We start from the raw sequence: 16,951 nt of genomic DNA, 5'->3' as shown, positions 1-16,951 counted from the left end.
ATATTAATCGATGAAAAAAATACTTCAATATTTTGTAATACTTCTTTTTTCATTTTCTACAGTAGCTCAAAATGAAATTAAACTAAGTAATCTGCAATGTGAAATGTTGGTAAATCCTTTAGGAATTGATGTATTGCAGCCTAGATTGAGTTGGCAAATTATTACTGATAAATCTGAAGTAGAGCAAACAACGTACCAAATTTTAGTAGCTTCTTCAGCTGAAAAATTAGCTTCAAATAATGCCGATTTATGGGATTCAGGTAAGGTTGAAAGTAATGCTTCTGTAAACGTAATATATGCTGGGAAAAAATTAAATGGCAAAGATGAAGCTTATTGGAAAGTGAAAATTTCGACAAACAGAGGAGAAACCCAATGGAGTGAAATTGCATATTGGAGCATGGGGATATTAACTTATGCCGATTGGAAGTCAACCCGATGGATTGGTTATAATCAGTTATTTCCGGGTGATAGTGTAAGCCAGTTTTCAAAATTATCTGCCAGATATATCAGGAAGCAAATTGATTTAAATAAGAACGTAAAAAAAGCCAAAGTCTATATTATGGGGATGGGCCTGTATGAACTTTATATTAATGGTGAAAAAATAGGCAATTATGTGCTAGCACCTGTTCCTACCGATTATACAAAAAATGTAAAATACAACGTGTTTGATGTGACGTCTCAATTAAAACAAGGCGAAAACGTATTAGGAACGATTTTAGGGAACGGGCGTTTTTTTGCTATGCGACAAGAATATAAACCTTATAAAATTAAAAGTTTTGGGTTTCCAAAAATGGCATTGCAGCTGGATATTGAATACGAAGATGGTACCAGTGAAACTATAAAAACAGATGAAACTTGGAAGTTTACGCCAAATGGTCCCATACGAAGTAATAACGAATATGATGGGGAAGTTTATGATGCACGTAAGGAAATAACCAATTGGAATAACGTTGGTTTTGATGATGAAAATTGGTTAAATCTAACTTGGGTTGAAGAACCAGGTGGTTTTCCAGAAGCACAAATGACACCAAATATGAAGGTGATGGGTGAGGTTAAACCAATTTCCATAGCAGCCACCAAAACGGGTAGCTATATTTTAGATATGGGTCAGAATATGGTAGGCTGGTTACAACTAAAAGTAAAAGGAAATAGTGGCGATAAAGTAACTATGAAATTTGCCGAATCTTTAAAAGAAGACGGTTCACTTTACATCGCTAATTTACGTGATGCCAGAGTAACCGATGAATATATTTTAAAAGGCGAAGGTGAAGAAATTTGGGAGCCAAAATTTATATATCATGGTTTCCGTTTTGTTGAAGTTTCAGGGTATAATTACAAACCAGCAATAACCGATTTTGTTGGAAAAGTAGTTTATGATGATATGGAAACCACGGGCTCGTTTGAATGCTCAAACCCAACCATGAACCAAATTTTTAAAAATGCCTATTGGGGCATTCGAGGAAATTACAAAGGCATGCCTATTGATTGTCCGCAGCGAAACGAGCGTCAACCATGGTTAGGCGACAGAACTACTGGAGCTTATGGTGAAAGCTTCATTTTTGATAATCAAACGCTTTATGCAAAGTGGCTAGATGATATTAAATTCTCTCAAACCTTAGATGGAGGGATTCCAGATGTGGCTCCTGCATTTTGGCGTTATTATGGTGATGGGGTGACTTGGCAAGGTGCTTATATTAAAGTAGCCGATATGTTATATAATCAGTTTGCTGATGAAAACGTCATTAAAAATCATTATCCATACATGAAAAAATGGATGGCCTATATGGAAGCAAATTACCTGAAAAATGATTTGATGGATAAAGATAAATATGGAGATTGGTGTGTGCCACCAGAATCGTTGGAAATTATCCGTTCGCAAGACCCAACACGATTAACGGATGGCGAAGTTCTGTCTAGTGCGTTTTATTATCATCTGCTTCAAATTATGAAAAAGTTTGCTCATATTATTAATGCGACTGAAAACGATATATCACATTATGATGATTTATCAGAACGGATAAAAATGGCTTTCAATAAAAAATATTTAAACACATCCACATTTAGTTATGCTAATAATACGGTTACAGCCAATGTGTTGCCTTTAGCCTTTGGTATGGTGCCAGAAGAATTAAAGCAGAAAGTGTTTCAAAACATGGTGCATGAAGTTGAAGTTACCAAACAAGGACATGTAAGTACGGGTGTTGTTGGTATACAATTTTTAATGAGAACCTTAACAGAAAATGGAAGGGGCGATTTAGCATACAAGCTAGCATCAAATAAAACCTATCCAAGTTGGGGTTATATGGTTGAAAATGGAGCCACTACCATTTGGGAATTATGGAATGGCAACACCGCCGACCCTGAGATGAACTCCCAAAACCATGTGATGCTTTTGGGCGATTTATTGGTTTGGTATTATGAAAATATGGCAGGAATTAAGAGTAATCCAGATTATCCTGGGTTTAAACAAATTATTATGAAACCCGATTTTAAGGCGGGTTTAAATTATGTGAATGCGTCTTATAAATCCATTCATGGTCTTATAAAAAGTCATTGGAAACAAAATAAAAGCAAGTTAAGTTGGAATATTACCATTCCAGTAAATACGAGTGCTTTGGTGTATTTACCAACAGCCAATGCTTCAAAAGTAAAAATCAACAAAGACCGATTAGATAAGAGTTCTGAAAATTATAAAACAGAAGAAGATAGACTTGTTTTAGAGTTGAAATCAGGAACTTATTCAATCAATATAAACTAAAAAATTCAGAATAAAACTAATAAATCATAGAACTATGAAACCAATCCAAACCATATTAATACTATCAGCCGTAGTGCTTTTAGGAAGCTGCAAACAATTTGTTGAGAAGAAAATAGATTTGGCAGACAAAACATGGAAAGAAGGCATATTAATTGAGGAATTTGTTAATGAGAATCCACCATATCCCTCATGTCATGCCGCAACTATTGTAGAAACTACTAATGGAGACTTGGTAGCCTCATGGTTTGGAGGAACTCACGAAAGGCATCCTGATGTTGGAATTTGGTTGAGTAAACGAAAAAACGGAAAATGGACAGAAGGTGTTGAGGTAGCCAATGGTGTACAAAATGATACCTTGAGATACCCGACTTGGAATCCTGTATTGTATCAAATTCCTGACGGCGATTTAATGTTGTTTTATAAAATTGGCCCAAGTCCATCAACTTGGTGGGGCATGTTAATGCGTTCATCAGACGGTGGAGACACGTGGTCTTCGCCAGAAAAAATGACAGAAGGTTTTTTAGGTCCTATTAAAAATAAACCCGAGTTATTAGAAAATGGAACACTTTTATTGCCGTCTAGTACCGAAGAAAATGGTTGGAATTTACGCATGGAATCAACCCCAGATTTTGGAAAAACTTGGGTAATGGGTGATACGCTTCCAAAAGGAGAGAACAAAATAAACGCCATTCAGCCTAGTGTTTTATTTCACAAAAATGGAAAATTGCAACAAATAGGAAGAACCAGAAATAGACATTTGTTTAGCACTTGGTCTGAAGATAATGGTAAAACATGGTCTGATTTAGAACTATTAAATATGCCAAATAACAGTTCGGGGACGGATGCAGTTACTATGAAAAACGGGCAACATGTGTTAATTTATAATCATGTTTGGCCAGATGAAGGCACCACAAAAGGGTATAGAAGTCCTTTAAATATTGCCATTTCAAATGATGGTATTAATTGGGAGGCTTCTTTAGTTTTAGAAGATTCTAAAATTAGTCAGTATTCATATCCAGCCATTATTCAAGGAAAAGATGGTATGTTGCATTGTATTTATACGTGGCGCAGACAAAAAATAAAATATGTAAAAATAGATCCGTCTAAATTGGTGTCTTTTCCAATTAAAGAGGGCGTTTGGCCAGGACCAACAAAAGAGCGTTATAAAGTAGCAGTTTGCGATTGGATGATTTTAAAACGCCAAAAATTGGGAGCTTTTGAGCGTGCTAAAGAAATAGGAGCCGATGGCATAGAAATGGATATGGGTGGTTTGGGCGATAGAGAAACATTTGATAGTAAATTTATTAATGGAGATACAGCAAGCGTTAGAGTATTTAAAGATAAATCAGCAGAAACCGGTATAGGTTTTAGTTCTATTGCTATGTCGGGTTTTTATGCACAATCTTTTGCTACCCGTCCAACTTATAAAAAAATGGTTTCAGACTGTATTGAAGTGATGAAAACATTCAATGTTGAAGTAGCTTATTTACCATTAGGCACCCAAGGCGATTTAGTTAAAAATCCAGAGTTAAGGCCTGCTATTGTTGAACGATTACGTTGGGCAGGTAAAGAAGTAGAAAAAATTAATGGTATTATAGCTATTGAAACCTCATTATCAGCTTCCGAAGAAAAGGAATTGTTGGAAGAAATAGATAATAGAAATATAAAAATAGCCTTCAACTTTGCAAATGCTGTAAAAAATGGACGTGATATTTCCAAAGAATTAAAAACTTTAGGAAGAGACAATATTGGTCAAATCCATGCTTCAAATACTGATGGTGTTTGGATTGAAAACGATAAAGCTATCGATTTACCAGCTATTAAAGAAACTTTAGATGGGATGCATTGGAAAGGTTGGCTGATTGTAGAGCGTTCTCGCGATACAACAGATGTTCATAATGTAGTTAAAAATTACGGTGCTAATGCCGCTTACCTTAAAAAGGTGTTTCAAAATAAATAACATATCAAGCACTAATTTTATGCGGTATTTAAGTATTATTTTAATTTTTATTATTTTTTCTTGCACAACAAAAAAGCAAGTTGCCATTATAGGTGATTTAGAATCGCCAAGAATTAAGTTTGGAGTAGAAAAGCTTTCAGAGGTATTAGTTAAGAATGATTACGTAGTTAATGTTTCATCTGAAATGCCAAACGATAAGGTAAATCGTGTAATTATTGTTTCAGAAAAAACGGATAATACTAAAAAAGAAAGTTTCAGAATAAGTGCTTCAGAAAATATCATTTCTGTTGAAGGTACTGATGCTTCAGGAACTTTGTATGGCGCTTTAGAGTTGGTAGATAGAATTAAAGAAACCAACGAATTACCATCTGAAATCAATTTTAATGACAGTCCCGAAATGGTGTTGCGGGGTACCGTTATCGGACTTCAAAAAACGGCCTATTTAGAAGGTAGAGGTGTTTATGAATATCCCTATACACCCGAGAATTTTCCTTGGTTTTATGATAAAGAGCTTTGGGTTAAATATTTGGATATGATGGTTGAAAATCGTTTCAATTCCTTGTATTTGTGGAACGGACATCCTTTTGCATCTTTAGTAAAATTGGACGATTATCCGTTTGCTGTTGAAGTTAGCGACGAAGATTTCAAAAAGAACGAAGAAATTTTCAAATTTATTACCGAAGAAGCTGATAAACGAGGTATTTGGGTCATTCAAATGTTTTATAATATCATTGTTTCGAAGCCTTTTGCAGAGCATTATAATATTAAAACACAAGACCGCTCAAGACCAATAGTACCTGTTATTGCAGATTATACCCAAAAATCCATTGCAGCATTTATTGAAAAATATCCAAATGTAGGCTTGTTGGTAGCTTTAGGTGAAGCTATGGAACGGGAATATGATGTAGAGTGGTTTACAAAAACCATTATTCCGGGTGTTCAAGAAGGTTTAAAAGCTTTGGGTAAAACAGAAGAACCACCTATAATTCTTAGGGCACACGACACCGATGCACCTGTGGTTATGGAAAAAGCATTGCCTTTGTATAAAAACCTTTATACCATGAACAAGTATAATGGTGAGTCTTTAACTACCTATGAACCTCGCGGACCTTGGTCTGAAACACACAGACAACTGAGTGAGGCAGGCTCTATTCATATTTCAAACGTTCATATTTTAGCAAATTTAGAACCGTTCAGATATGGTTCACCCGATTTTATTCAAAAAAGCGTCAAAGCTATGCATGAGGTTCATGGCGCTAATGCACTTCATTTATATCCGCAAACATCTTATTGGGATTGGCCATACGCACCTGATAAAACTGAAAATCGACTTTTAGAAATAGAACGCGATTGGATTTGGTACAAAGCATGGTCACGATATGCTTGGAATAGTAATAGGGATAGAAATGACGAAATTGGTTTTTGGGCAGAACAATTAGCAACCAAATTTGGAACAGATACTGAAGCTGGAAAAAACATTTTAAAAGCTTACGAAGAAACAGGAGAAATAGCACCAAAAACATTACGTCGATTTGGAATTACCGAAGGAAACAGACAAACCTTGTTATTGGGAATGTTCGAAAGCCAGTTGGTAAATCCATACAAATGGCGCGTGTATCCTGGGTTTTATGAATCTTGTGGGCCTGTTGGCGAGATTTTGTTAGAATATGCTAAAAAGGAATGGGAAAACACACCACATGAAGGCGAAACCCCCGTTCAAATTATCAATGAAATTGTAGCACATGGAAAACAAGCTGTTTTAGCAATAGATAAAGCAGAAGCTCATGTTACAAAGGAAAAAGACGAATTTACTCGTTTAAAAAACGACATGTATTGTTACAATACATTTGCTAATTTCTTTTCAGAAAAAGTAGAAACAGCTTTATTGGTGTTGCGTTATAGTTATTCAAATGATATTGCAGATTTAGACAAGGCTCTTCCTCATTTAGAAAAAAGTATTGCATATTATCAAGAGTTGGTTAACCTAACTAAAGGCACCTATTTGTACGCCAATAGTATGCAAACGGCACAACGTAGAATCCCTATTGGTGGTGACGATGGAAACAACAAAACTTGGGAAGAATTAATGCCACATTACGAAAGAGAGTTGGCTAATTTCAAACGAAATTTAAACCTTTTAAAAGCTTCAAAGGATGGTAAAATTGTTAGAGAAGAAGGAGTGCCTTGGGAGCAAGTTGAGGTTGCTTTATTAAGTGAAAGTAATGGCATTTATAATGTAAAAAATGGCACAAAAGTATACGGGATTCCTGAATCGGAAATTGTAGAAATTGCTCCAGAACTTCAAAATTTAAAAGGAGTTTCATATGTAGCAGAATCTCAAAATGAGCATGGAACAACTCTTAAATTTAAAAATAACAAAACTGTTAAATTGGTTGTTGGCTATTTCAATACCGACCAGAAACGCTTTTTGTTTCCGCCAAGTTTAGAAACCAACGCTGCAGGAAACACAAGGGGAGAAGCCGAAGTTGTTTTAGCAAATGCTATAAAGTTAAAAGGATTGCCAAGAGTAAATATTCATACGTACAAATTTGAATCAGGAGAAAACGAATTGAACTTAGGTAAAGGGCGCGTTTTAATTCTTGGTTTTATTGATGCAAACCAAGAAGTTACTTCTCGGGATGTTGGTTTAATTGGTGACGACGAAAAAGAGGCTGTAGATTGGCTATTCTACTAACATGAAGTATATACATAACATATTAATTATGCTCTTTATTAGTTTGACTTCATGTAAAAGTGAAAGTCGAGTGAATGAAGTTCGTAAAACAGTTTCTTTAAATTCCGATTGGAAAACGATTGTATTAGATAGTTTGAATCAACCAGAGAGTGATTTTGTATATAATCTAAATACAGATACCAATTGGAAACATGTTTCTGTACCACATAATTGGGACCAATATTATGGCTACCGCCGTATGTCGCATGGTAATTTACACGGTACGGCGTGGTATCAAAAAACACTTCATTTAGACGCTTCAAATAAAGACAAACAACATTTTTTGTTTTTTGAAGGTGTTGGTTCTTATGCCACCGTTTGGGTAAATGGTGCAAAAGTTGGTGAACATAAAGGCGGACGTACCACTTTTACTTTAGATATTACAGATGCTGTGAATTTTGATGCAGAAAACAACATCGTTGTTAAAGCAGCACACCCCGCTTTTATAGCCGATTTGCCTTGGGTTTGTGGTGGCTGTTCTGGCGAATGGGGATTTTCAGAAGGTTCTCAGCCTATGGGGATTTTTAGACCGGTATCATTAATCATTACAGATAAAGTTAGAATTGAACCTTTTGGTGTTCATATTTGGAATGACAATAAAACTTCAAAAGAAAAAGCGGTTCTTCATATTATAACCGAACTTAAAAATTATGGCGATACATCTAAAAATATCACAATTGTAAATTCACTTTTAGATAAAGATGGAAATGAAGTCGTATCGATTAAAACTGAAAGCTTTAATGTTTCTGATGTTAAAGAAATAAAACAAACACTTCCTGAAATTTCAACCCCGAAATTATGGTCGCCAAATAATCCGTATTTATATCAACTTTCAACAAAAGTTTATGAAAATGGAAATTTAATTGATGCATTAATAACACCTTATGGTATTCGTTGGGTAAGTTGGCCAGTTGAAAGAGAAGGAGACGACAATCGATTTTTTATAAATGATGAACCTTTATTTATAAATGGTACTTGCGAATACGAGCATGCTATTGGTAAAAGTCATGCGTTTTCAAATACCGAAATAAAAGCAAGAATAGAACAAATAAAAGCGGCGGGCTACAACTCTTTTAGAGAAGGACATCAACCTCATAATTTAAAATATCAAGAACATTTAGATGAAGAAGGCATTTTGTTTTGGTCTCAGTTTTCAGCACATATTTGGTACGACACGCCAGAGTTTAAAGAAAACTTTAAAACGCTTTTAAAAGAATGGATTAAAGAACGCAGAAACAACCCATCGGTGGTGATGTGGGGCTTACAAAACGAAAGTACCATACCGAAAGAATTTGCTGAGGAATGCACCCAAATTATTCGAGAAATGGACCCAACTTCAGCGAAACAACGCCTCGTAACCACTTGTAATGGAGGTGAAGGAACCGATTGGAATGTGATACAAAACTGGTCGGGGACTTATGGTGGCGACCCTTATAATTATGGCGAAGAGCTTTCAGAACAATTACTAAATGGTGAATATGGCGCTTGGAGAACAGCCGATTTACATACCGAGGGCGAATTCGACCAAAAAGGTGAATTAAGCGAAAACCGATTTTCGCAACTCATGGAAATAAAAGTACGTGAAGCAGAATCTGTAAAAGATAAAATTGTTGGCCAATACCATTGGTTGCTGTATTCCCACGAAAACCCCGGAAGAACCCAGAATGGTGAAGGTTATAGAGATATTGATAAAGTAGGCCCTGTAAACTATAAAGGCATTTTTACCATTTGGGGAGAACCGTTGGATGCTTTTTATATGTATCGAGCCAACTACGTTTCAAAAGAAAAAAGCCCTATGGTTTATATTGTGTCGCATTCATGGGCTAATCGTTGGTATTCTGTAGGAATAAAAAACGGGATTGATATATATTCCAATTGTGATGAGGTGGAGTTGTTTAATGATATTGATAATGAATCGTTAGGGAAAATTAAAAACTCTGGTGTCATTGGAGAACATTTTCAGTGGAATAATGTCAATATAAAATACAACGTGTTATACGCCATTGGTTACGTAAATGGGAAAGCAGTTGCTAAAGATTATATCGTTTTAAACAACTTGCCAAAAGCGCCTCATTTTGATGCTTTAGTATCAAATTCTAATGATATTCTAAAACCAGAATCTAATTATAATTATGTATATCGAGTTAATAGTGGCGGTGATGATTACAAAGACACTTTTGGGAATTTCTGGTTGGCCGATATTCATAAAACCGATGAAAATACATGGGGGTCAAAATCTTGGACAGATAGTTTTGAGAATTTGCCGGCCTTTTATGCGAGTCAGCGTTCTACCAAAGACCCCATTGCAGGCACAAAAGATTGGAGTTTGTTTCAAAATTTCAGATATGGCACCGATAAATTAAGTTACGAGTTTCCAGTACCTGATGGCGAATATCAAGTAGAACTCTATTTTACAGAGCCGTGGTATGGAACCGGTGGTGGTATGGATTGCAAAAACTGGCGCGTGTTTGATGTAGCTATAAATGGAAAAGTTGTTTTAAAAGATTTGGATATTTGGCGTGAAGTTGGGCACGATACCGCATTAAAAAAAGTAGTGGATGCAAAGAGTGAAAATGGCAAAATTGTTATTTCGTTCCCAAATGTAACATCAAGTCAAGCAGTTATTTCAGCAATTGCTATTGCAACAAAAAATAAAGATGTTAAACCTGCAAAACCGTCGCCAAAAAATATTTTAGACGTTTCAGCAAATGCTGAATTTGAAATTGGTTCTTGGTTAAATAATAATAGTAAACAGTATAAAAATGCTGATATTCAATTTGCTAAATTACCTTCTGAAGTTTATGGAGCCGACTATTTGCGTTTTTCAAATTCATCTAAAACCAATATTTCAGGGTCATTCGTTTCAAAGAAAAATGCTAATATTTATGTGTTTGTTGAAAGTGGTATAAATCAACCTTCATGGTTAAATGGTTATAAAAAAACGACTGATACGGTTCAAAATTCAAATGGAATTGAGTTCAATGTATTTCAAAAGGAAGTTAAAAAAGGCGAAAAGGTACTTTTTGAAAATCAAGATGGAGGCAATATGTATTCCATTGCGGTTGTTCCAACATATTCTATGGAAGAACAAGGCACCCGAACCATTTTAAAATTAGAAGCCGAAGAAGCCAAAATTAGTGGAGATGGTGTTGAAAAAGCATTTTTTAAGAAAAGTGATTATATAGAGTTTACCGAAAATACCAAAAACAGTATTACTTTTACAGTAAATCCGGGTGTGGCAAATATTTATTTGCTGCGCTACCGATTTATGAATATGAATAAGCACCCAGTAAAAGTAAAACTCAAAATTGAAGATGCTAACGGTATTTTGCTTAGAAATGATGATATTGAGTTTCCTATTGCCGACGAAAAGTGGCGTATTTTAAATACCACTTCGGGAGGTTATATCAATGCGGGGACTTATAAAATTCAAATAGAATCGGATAATATGAAAGGATTGCGATTAGAATCATTTGAATTTCAATAATATAAAAAATGACAGAGATAGTTAAACGTTTTGCCTTATTAAGTACAGTGTTTTGCTTACTTATTGCTTGCAATTTCGAAGAAAAAGACATTCGAATTGTTGAAGATTTTAATTTTGACTGGCGCTTTAATTTGGGAGAGAACCCTGGTGCTAGTAAACTAGAATTTCAAGATAAAGATTGGAGAAAACTCGATTTACCGCACGATTGGAGTATCGAAGGAGCGTTTAGCGAAGAACACCCAACCAAACCAGAAGGAGGTGCTTTACCAGCAGGAAAAGGATGGTATCGAAAAACATTCACTATTTCAGAAGCTTGGGTAAATAAATCGGTTTCTATTGAATTTGATGGGGTTTATAGAAATAGTGAAGTTTGGATTAACGGACGTTACTTAGGAAAACGACCAAACGGTTACATATCGTTTGCTTACGATTTAACAGAGCATTTAAACTTTGGAGAACAAGAAAATGTTATTGCCGTTAAGGTTGATAATTCTGAGCAACCAAATTCCAGATGGTACACAGGTTCAGGTATTTATAGAAATGTGCGATTGCTTGCTTCTGAAAAGTTACATGTAGCACATTGGGGAACTTATGTAACCACTCCAAAGGTTACAAAAGAAAAAGCTTTGGTTAATTACGAGGTGACTGTTCAAAATAACTCAAGACTTATCAAAAAGTTTAAGTTAGAAACCAAGATTTATGACGCAAATGATAGAGAAGTTGGAAAAACAACAACTTTAGAAAAACTGTATCCAAATAAATCATTAGTAAAAACCTCTGAAATAGAAGTTTTAAACCCAAAGCTTTGGAGTTTGGAAGACCCCTATATGTACCGCATTGTAACCAGAATTTACGAAGATTCCGAATTGCTAGATAATTATACAACTAGAACAGGTATACGATATTTTAATTTTGATGCTGAAAAAGGCTTTTCCCTTAATGGCATACCAACAAAAATTTTGGGTGTTTGTTTGCACCACGATAATGGAGCTTTAGGAGCTGTTGCTAATTATGCGGCTATAAAGCGGAAGCTCACTATTATGAAAGATATGGGTGTGAATGCCATTCGTACCGCGCACAATCCGCCATCTTTAGAATTGTTGGAATTATGCGACCAAATGGGTTTTATTGTTCAAGATGAAGCTTTTGATGTTTGGAAAAAGAAAAAAGTTAAATACGATTATAATGTTGATTGGGATAAATGGTATAAAAAAGATTTAGAAGATTTAATAAAAAGAGATAGAAACCACCCATCGGTAATGATGTGGAGCATAGGTAACGAAATACGTGAGCAATTCGATAATACAGGAATTGCAATTACGAAAGAATTGGTTGAAATTGTAAAAAGTTTGGATGTTAGCAGACCTGTAACCTGTGCTTTAACGGAAAATGAACCAGATAAAAACTTCATTTATCAATCAGGCGCACTTGATTTATTAGGGTTTAATTACAAACACGAAGCCTATGAAGATTTTCCAGTAAGATTTAAAGGTGAAAAAATAATTGCTTCAGAAAATATGTCGGCGTTAGCCACTAGAGGGCAATACGATATGCCATCAGATAGCATTAGAAGATGGCCACCAGCGCACAATGTGCCCTTTGATGGTAATGAAGATTTTACTGTTTCAGCTTATGATAATGTGTCTGCCTATTGGGGTTCAACCCATGAAGAAACTTGGAAAGCAATTAAGAAATTAGATTTTATTTCAGGGCTATTTGTTTGGACAGGCTTCGATTATTTAGGAGAACCTATTCCGTATCCATATCCAGCACGTAGTTCGTATTTTGGTATTGTGGATTTGGCAGGTTTCCCGAAAGATGTGTATTATATGTACCAAAGCGAGTGGACTAACAAAGATGTTTTACACCTGTTTCCACATTGGAATTGGGAAGAAGGCAAAACAGTTGATGTTTGGGCATATTACAATAACGCTGATGAAGTAGAACTGTTTTTAAATGATGAATCGTTAGGGGTTAAATCAAAGTCGGAAGACGATTTACATCTATGTTGGCAAGTAGATTTCAAACCAGGAGTCCTTAAAGTCGTTTCTAGAAAAAATGGAAAAGTGGTTTTAGAAAAAGAAATTCGTACTGCTGGAGAAGCTTTTAAAATTGAATTAGTTTCCGATAAGGAAACTATTAAAAGAGACCATTACGATTTGGTTTATGTAACAGTAAATATTTTAGATGCTGAAGGGAATTTTGTCCCTAAAGCAGATAATTTAATTCGTTTTGAAGTTGAAGGCGGTGGTAAAATTGTTGGAGTAGATAATGGGTATCAAGCTAATTTGTCTTCATTTAAAGCTAAAGAAGTAAAAGCGTTTAATGGAAAATGTTTGGTTATTATTCAATCTAACGGAAAAAGTGATGATATTAAGTTAACAGCGTCCATTGGAGATGGTGTTGTAAAAACGTCAATAGATATAGAAACGGTTAAGAATTAATAAAATAAACAGATGAAATATATTGTTTGCGAAGAACCAAACAAGTTTGCTTTAAAGGAAAAGGAAAGTCCGCTAAGGGAAGAAAATCAGGCACTTATAAAAGTGCACAGAGTTGGTATTTGTGGTACCGATTTACATGCCTATTCTGGCAATCAGGCTTTTTTTACGTATCCTAGAATTTTAGGTCATGAATTGGCAGCCGAAATCCTTGAAATAGGTAAAAATCCTCAAAACTTAAAAGTAGGAGACAAGGTTATTGTAATGCCTTATGTGAGCTGTGGAACCTGTTTGGCTTGCCAACAAGGAAAAACAAATTGTTGTAGCAATATTAGAGTATTAGGGGTGCATGCCGATGGCGGTATGCAGGAGAATTTTGCCGTAAGAACCGATTTGTTAATTCCAGCAAACAATTTATCTTATGAAGAAATGGCTATTGTAGAACCTTTAGCTATTGGTGCTCACGCCATCAGAAGAGCAAATCTGCAAAAAGGTGAAAATATTGTAGTTGTTGGTTGTGGTCCTATTGGAATTGGGTTGATGAAATTAGCGCAAATTAAAGGAGCTGAGGTTATTGCATTAGATGTTGATGAAGCCAGATTGGAGTTTGTTAAAAATGAAATAGGATTAAAATATGTAGTAAAAGTTTCTGAAACAGCGGTTGAAGAAATTTCCAAAATAACCAATGGAGATATGGCAACGGTGGTTTTTGATTGTACAGGAAACAAACGTGCGTTAGAAGGGGGTATTAGCTATATGTCTCATGGCGGTCGCTATATTTTGGTTGGCTTATCTAAAGGAGAGTTGGTGTTTAGTCACCCAGCTATTCATGCAAAAGAATCTACTATTATGTGCAGTAGAAATGCAACCTTGGAAGATTTTGATTTTGTAACTCAAAACCTGGATAAATTTCCAACAAAAGCCTTTGTAACGCATCAAGTCAATTTTACCGAAATGATTGAAAATTTCGATTCGTGGTTAGATCCAAAAACCAAAGTTATTAAAGCAATGGTTAATTTTTCTATATAGTAAAAGTAAAAAAAATGAAGTTTAGTCTTAAAAATAAAACGGCGATAATTACTGGTGGTGGTAGTGGCATCGGAAAAGCCATTTCAAAAACGTTGGCAGCACAAGGAGCGTATATTCATATTTTAGAGTTGAATATTGATAACGCCAAAATCACTAAAAGTGAGATTGAGAACGATGGTGGTTTAGCAGAAGTACATCAATGTAATGTGGCAAATCAGCAAGAAGTTATTGAGGTTGTTAATGCTATTTCAGAAAAAAACAGCATTAATATTTTAATAAATAACGCTGGTATTGCCCATATTGGAAATGTGGAAAATACACCAGAAGCCGATTTAGATCGCGTTTATAGTGTTAATGTAAAAGGTGTTTACAATTGTATTTTTGCAACAGTTCCACACATGAAACAAAATAATGGAGGTGTTATTTTAAACATGGCATCCATAGCGTCTTCAGTTGGCCTTAACGACCGTTTTGCTTATTCCATGTCTAAAGGTGCTGCATTAACCATGACGTATTCGGTGGCTAAAGATTACATAGATTATGGAATTCGATGTAATTGTATGTCGCCTGCACGTATTCACACACCTTTTGTTGATGGGTTTTTAAAAAATAATTACCCAGGTAAAGAAGCAGAAATGTTCGAAAAACTATCAAAAACCCAACCAATTGGGCGTATGGGTAAACCACAAGAAGTAGCGGATTTAGCATTGTATCTATGTTCAGATGAAGCGTCTTTTATTACAGGAACAGATTTTCCTATTGATGGCGGATTTATAAAGTTAAATGGCTAGATAGATATACGATTTTAGATTTACAAATAAACAAATAAACGCATAAACAAATAAACTATTTAAGATGAAACTTATAAGATTTGGCGAAGTAGGTAAGGAAAAACCAGGAGTTCAATTACCTAACGGAAACAGAATAGATGTATCAATTTTTGGAGAAGATTACACCGAACAATTTTTTGAAACAGATGGTATTGAACGATTAAAAAAATGGCTAAAGGATAACGAATCAAAATGTGCATCTGTTTCCGAAGATGTCAGATTAGGTTCTCCTATTTGTCGTCCTTCAAAATTGGTTTGTATCGGTTTAAACTACGCAAAGCATGCTGCGGAAGCAGGTATGAAAGTGCCAAGTGAACCGGTGTTGTTTTTTAAATCTACAACAGCAATTGTTGGTCCAAATGATAATGTTGTTATTCCAAAAGGCAGTACAAAAACCGATTGGGAGGTAGAATTGGCGGTTGTTATAGGTAAAAAAGCATCATACATTTCTAAAGAAGAAGTATATAATCACATTGCTGGTTATGTATTGCATAATGATGTTAGTGAACGTGCTTTTCAAATTGAAAGAGAAGGGCAATGGTGTAAAGGTAAAGGCTGCGATACATTTGCACCTCTTGGACCATTTTTAGCAACTACAGATGAAATAAAAAATCCGAATAACTTACATCTTTGGTTGAAACTTAATGGCGAAACTATGCAAGATAGTTCTACATCCGATTTTATTTTTAATATTGAAGAATCTATTAGTTATATCAGTCAGTTTATGACACTTCTTCCTGGTGATGTTATTTCTACGGGAACACCATTTGGAGTTGGTTTGGGGTTAAAACCACCGTTATATTTAAAACCGGGCGATGTTATGGAATTAGGTATTGAAGGTTTAGGGGTTTCAAAACAAAATGTAGTAGCTTACTCAGGGAAATGATTATAGATAGTCATCAACATTTTTGGCAATACAATTCTGAAAAGCACGCTTGGATAGATGATGAAATGGCCGTTATTCGGAAAGATTTTATGCCTTCCGATTTAAAGCAGGTATATCAAGGAAATGGGATTGATGGTTGTGTAGCTGTTGAAGCTGATCAAAACACTGCTGAAACCGATTTTCTTTTAAAATTAGCTGCTGAAAATGATTTTATTAAAGGTGTAGTAGGTTGGGTAGATTTAAGAGCCAATGATATTGAAAATCAATTGGAAACTTATAATAATAAAGAAAAATTAAAAGGTTTTCGCCATGTAGTGCAAGGAGAGCCCGATCATAATTTTTTGCTACGTCCTAATTTCTTAAGAGGGATTTCATTATTAGAAAAGCAAAATTACACTTATGATATTTTAATTTTCCCACATCAATTAGGTGCTGCTTTAGAATTTGTTAAGAAGTTTCCAAATCAAAAATTCGTCATCGATCATATTGCAAAACCATATATAAAAGATGGTTTTTATGACGGTTGGGCAACTTTAATGAAAGAAATCGCAAAGCAAGAGAATGTGTATTGCAAACTTTCCGGTATGATTACAGAAGCCAATTACAAAAGTTGGACTCCCATACAAATTCATCCGTATATGAATTTAGTTTTGGGTGCTTTTGGAACTGATAGGCTAATGTATGGTTCCGATTGGCCAGTGTGTTTGGTGGCTGGTAATTATTCAAAAGTAAAAGAATTAACAACCAATTTTATTTCAAAATTAAGCACCCATGAACAACAAAATATCATGGGTGTTAATGCTGTAAAATTTTATAATCTATAAGG

At 35.0% G+C, this 16,951-nt stretch carries 9 protein-coding genes; all 9 read left to right on the top strand.

All coding sequences use genetic code 11. From position 1 onward, the window contains the following. Positions 1–10 precede the first annotated feature (10 nt). The 9 genes from VP395_RS05240 to VP395_RS05200 all read left to right on the top strand — a co-directional run bounded on the left by VP395_RS05240 (position 11) and on the right by VP395_RS05200 (position 16,949). Positions 11–2,758 carry a glycoside hydrolase family 78 protein gene (locus tag VP395_RS05240; RefSeq protein ID WP_346240690.1) on the top strand — a complete coding sequence of 916 codons (2,748 nt, stop codon included), beginning with the start codon at positions 11–13 and terminating at the stop codon, positions 2,756–2,758. Between the two features lie 34 nt (positions 2,759–2,792). Next, positions 2,793–4,718 carry an exo-alpha-sialidase gene (locus VP395_RS05235; RefSeq protein WP_346240689.1) on the top strand — a complete coding sequence of 642 codons (1,926 nt, stop codon included), beginning with the start codon at positions 2,793–2,795 and terminating at the stop codon, positions 4,716–4,718. Between the two features lie 19 nt (positions 4,719–4,737). After that, a complete protein-coding gene (locus VP395_RS05230; protein ID WP_346240688.1) occupies positions 4,738–7,413 on the top strand; it encodes an alpha-d-galacturonidase in 2,676 nt (891 codons plus the stop codon). Between the two features lie 28 nt (positions 7,414–7,441). Further along, a complete protein-coding gene (locus tag VP395_RS05225) occupies positions 7,442–10,939 on the top strand; it encodes a malectin domain-containing carbohydrate-binding protein (protein ID WP_346240687.1) in 3,498 nt (1,165 codons plus the stop codon). 8 nt (positions 10,940–10,947) lie between these two features. Further along, entirely contained in the window at positions 10,948–13,383 is a 2,436-nt protein-coding gene (locus tag VP395_RS05220) for a glycoside hydrolase family 2 TIM barrel-domain containing protein (protein WP_346240685.1), read from the top strand. A gap of 12 nt (positions 13,384–13,395) precedes the next feature. Next, entirely contained in the window at positions 13,396–14,409 is a 1,014-nt protein-coding gene (locus VP395_RS05215) for a zinc-binding alcohol dehydrogenase family protein (RefSeq protein ID WP_346240684.1), read from the top strand. Between the two features lie 14 nt (positions 14,410–14,423). After that, positions 14,424–15,200 (top strand): SDR family NAD(P)-dependent oxidoreductase, encoded by a 777-nt coding sequence (locus tag VP395_RS05210; protein WP_346240683.1) that lies wholly within the window; start codon positions 14,424–14,426, stop codon positions 15,198–15,200. A gap of 64 nt (positions 15,201–15,264) precedes the next feature. Beyond that, the gene (locus tag VP395_RS05205; protein WP_346240682.1) at positions 15,265–16,125 is read left to right on the top strand and encodes a fumarylacetoacetate hydrolase family protein; all 861 of its coding nucleotides are present in this window, start codon (positions 15,265–15,267) and stop codon (positions 16,123–16,125) included. Continuing rightward, positions 16,122–16,949 carry an amidohydrolase family protein gene (locus tag VP395_RS05200; protein WP_346240681.1) on the top strand — a complete coding sequence of 276 codons (828 nt, stop codon included), beginning with the start codon at positions 16,122–16,124 and terminating at the stop codon, positions 16,947–16,949. The genes VP395_RS05205 and VP395_RS05200 overlap by 4 nt, the downstream gene beginning before the upstream one ends. Positions 16,950–16,951 lie beyond the last annotated feature (2 nt).

Source organism: Mariniflexile soesokkakense (genome assembly GCF_039650365.1).
GTDB lineage: Bacteria > Bacteroidota > Bacteroidia > Flavobacteriales > Flavobacteriaceae > Mariniflexile > Mariniflexile soesokkakense.
The sequence above is the reverse complement of the archived record's forward strand: the minus strand, read 5'-3'. Positions and strand labels throughout refer to the sequence as shown.